A 3,330-nucleotide genomic window follows, 5' to 3' on the forward strand; every position below is an offset into this window, starting at 1 on the left:
GGCGTCTGACCGTCGCCGAGGCCACGGTTGGGCAGACGGGCACAGGCAGCATGGAACTGTCTTCAAAAGCCGATGTCGACGGCCGACATGTAAGCCTGAGCGCCTCCGCGGCGCGCGATCCGAGCGCCAGGCGGATCGCATCGCTGGACGCCGCCGTCGCGATAGCGGACGTCGGCGTAACGCCCGCTCAGGGAAGCTCCAGCGGCGGGAACTTCGCCGCCCAGGGCGGCAAGCTTGGTTCTGTTGCGCTGAAGCTTTCGGGCGTCGAGGCGTCCGGCGACACGCCGTCGCGGCTGACGGCGTCGCTGTCGCTCGGCGGCTCGGTGCTCGATCTCGGCTCGCGCGGGCTGCTGCCGGCCGACGTCGATGCCAGGGCCACATTGGTCGCGGGATCAAACAAGGTCTCGGTCGACAAATTGCTGATCAGGACCGGCCGCTCGACATTCGATTTCTCTGGCTCGGTCGGGCCGAAACCGGCAGCCGCGGGCGAGGAGCCGTCCTACCGCTATGACCTTGTCAGCGACGGCTCGACGCTCGCGCCTTCGGAATCGCCGGAGCCGGCGCTTCAGTTTCTTGCCCGGGTCGCCGGCGTCTACCAGACCAAGAGCCGCAAGCTCGTCGCCGAGCAGATCGGCGTCCGCTCCGGGGGTTCGAGCGACGTGCTGGGCACGGCGTCGCTCGCCTTCATCGACAATGGCCCGCCGGGTGTGTCGCTGTCGCTCAATGTACACGACATGCCGGTTTCGCATGTGAAGCAATTGTGGCCCTGGTTCTCCGCCCGCAACGCGCGGCTTTGGGTGCTAGACAACCTGTTCGGCGGCCGTGTGGTCGACGCCAACCTGCAGTTCCAGGTCGTTCCTGGGCGGCTCGGCAACGGCGTTCCGCTTTCCGGCGACGAGGTGTTCGGCCGCTTCCAGGTCGAGGGCTCGCGCTTCGATACCGCGGGGCGCATTCCGCCGATCCGCGATGCGGTCGGTGTCGTTGCCTTCCACGGCAACGATGTCGATATCACGCTGTCCTCGGGCAGCGTTTTTATGCCGAGCGGCCGCACCGTGGCGGCAAGCGGGGGCACACTGACGATCAAGCAGGCGAATGTTTCGCCCGTGATCGGCTCTCTCGACATCGATGTCGCTGGCGAAGCCACGGCGATCGCCGAACTCGCCTCCTTTGAGCCGATCAACGCCATGCGCCATGTCGGGCTTGCGCCTGAGGATTTGAGCGGCACCGTCACCGGGCATGTGCGGGCCGACATTCCGCTGACTTCCGGCGTAGATACCTCGAGGCTCGACTGGCTGGTGGCGCTGGACTACCAGGATCTTTCCTTAGCCAAGCCGTTCGAGGACCAGATGGTGACCGAGGCCGACGGGTCGATCACCGTGAGCCCCGACCGTGCGGTGATATCGGCGAAGGCGAAGCTGAACGGCATTCCAGCCGAGCTCGACCTGGTCGAGCCGCTCGAGGACAGCGGCCCGCCGCGTAGCCGTAAGGTCGCGCTGGTGATCGACGACAAGACGCGCGCTGCAGCAATGCCCGGCCTGTCGCCGCTGCTTTCCGGAACCATCAAGGTGGCGATCGACAAGAGCGGCGAGGGCGTCCAGAACGTGTCGGCCGACCTGACCAACGCAAGGCTCGACATCCCCTGGGCAGGATGGAGCAAGGGTGCCGGCATTCCGGCCAAGGTCACCTTCACGATGGCAAAGTCCGGCAGCACGACCACGCTGTCCGACTTCGATCTCGATGGGAAGAGCTTTTCGATCGACGGCGATGTGACACTGGTCAACGGGGCGCTGTCCTCGGCCCGGTTCAGCAAGGTCGCGCTCAACAGGGGAGACGACGTCGCGGTCTCGGTCAAACGGTCGGGCAAAAGCTATGCGGTCAATGTCAGCGGCGACTCTCTCGACGCCCGCTCGCTGATCAAACAGTTCACCTCAGACGTCGATACAGCCACAAAAGGCGCCGGCGCCGACGCGATCTCGGTCAGCGCCGACGTGAAGTCGCTGACCGGCTTTCACGACGAGGTGCTGTCGAACCTCAAGCTGAATTACAGCGCTGCCGGCTCCCGGGTGAATGGTCTCGATGTCAGCGCGACGGCGAGTTCGGGTGCCGCCATTGCCGTCCGAAACACCACCGGCGACGGCGGCCGGTCCCTCACGATGAAATCGGCCGATGCCGGCGCTATCCTGCGCTTCCTCAACATTTACGAGCATATGGAGGGCGGGGCCATCACGCTGTCGCTGGCGGGCGACGCCGACGGACCAATGAAGGGCCAGGTCGACGCCAGCAATTTCTATGTCGTCAACGAGCCGAAGCTTGCGTCGATCGTGTCGACCAGGCCGGCCGGCGATACGCGCAGCCTCAACCAGGCGGTCAAGGCCAACATCGACACCTCAAGGGTGCAGTTCGAGCGCGGCTATGCCGAGATCGACAAGGGCTCCGGCTATCTCAGACTGGCAAACGGTCTGTTGCGGGGTCCGCGCATCGGCACGACTTTCCAGGGCACGCTCTACGACCAAGACAACAATATGGACATGACCGGCACCTTCATGCCGGTCTATGGGCTCAACCGCATCTTCGGCGAACTGCCGCTGTTCGGCCCGCTGCTCGGCAACGGCCGCGACCGCGGCCTGATCGGCGTCACCTACCGGCTGCGCGGCAACGCCAACAAGCCGACGCTCAACATCAATCCGCTGTCGGTGGTGGCGCCGGGAATTTTTCGCTCAATCTTCGAATATCGGTGATCAGCCCGACTAAATCGGCCGCACCAGAACGTGCTTCTTCCTGCCGAACGAGAGCTTCACCACACCTTCCGCGCCCAGGTCCTCAAGCGTCACCACGCGCCGGTCGTCGGTCACCACCTGGTCGTTGAGGCGCACGGCACCGCCCTGGACATGCCGGCGCGCTTCGCCATTGGAGCCGGGGAGCCCGGCGGTGACGAACAGCGACAGGATGCCGATGCCGGCCTCGAGATCAGCCTTGGCGACGTCGATGCTGGGCAGCGTGTCGGCGAGCGCGCCTTCCTCGAAAGTCTTGCGCGCGGTCTCTGCAGCCGTTTCGGCCGCCTCGCGGCCATGCAGCATGGCGGTGATCTCGGTGGCGAGAATCTTCTTCGCCTCGTTGATCTCCGAGCCGCCGAGCTTTTCGAGGCGCGCGACCTCATCCAGCGGCAGCGTCGTGTAGAGCTTCAGGAAGCGCCCGACATCCGCGTCCTCTGTGTTGCGCCAGTACTGCCAGAATTCGTAAGGGGACAGCATGTCGCCATCGAGCCAGACAGCGCCGGAGGCCGACTTGCCCATCTTGGCGCCGGAGGAAGTGGTGAGCAGCGGCGTGGTC

2 protein-coding genes are annotated in these 3,330 nt (G+C 65.3%); one reads left to right on the forward strand and one right to left on the reverse strand.

Features of this window, described 5'->3' with window-relative positions; translation table 11 throughout:
* Window positions 1-2,738: DUF3971 domain-containing protein (locus EOA60_RS25055; RefSeq protein ID WP_128312069.1), on the forward strand; the 2,738-nt coding region annotated here is incomplete at its 5' end.
* Between the two features lie 9 nt (window positions 2,739-2,747).
* Here the strand turns inward: EOA60_RS25055 and tyrS are convergent.
* Window positions 2,748-3,330, reverse strand: a 583-nt coding sequence (gene tyrS / locus EOA60_RS25060; RefSeq protein ID WP_128312071.1) for a tyrosine--tRNA ligase, incomplete at its 5' end; no start/stop codon positions are given.

Origin of the sequence: Mesorhizobium sp. M1A.F.Ca.IN.020.06.1.1 (assembly GCF_004023265.1) — a bacterium.
Taxonomy (GTDB): Bacteria; Pseudomonadota; Alphaproteobacteria; order Rhizobiales; family Rhizobiaceae; genus Mesorhizobium.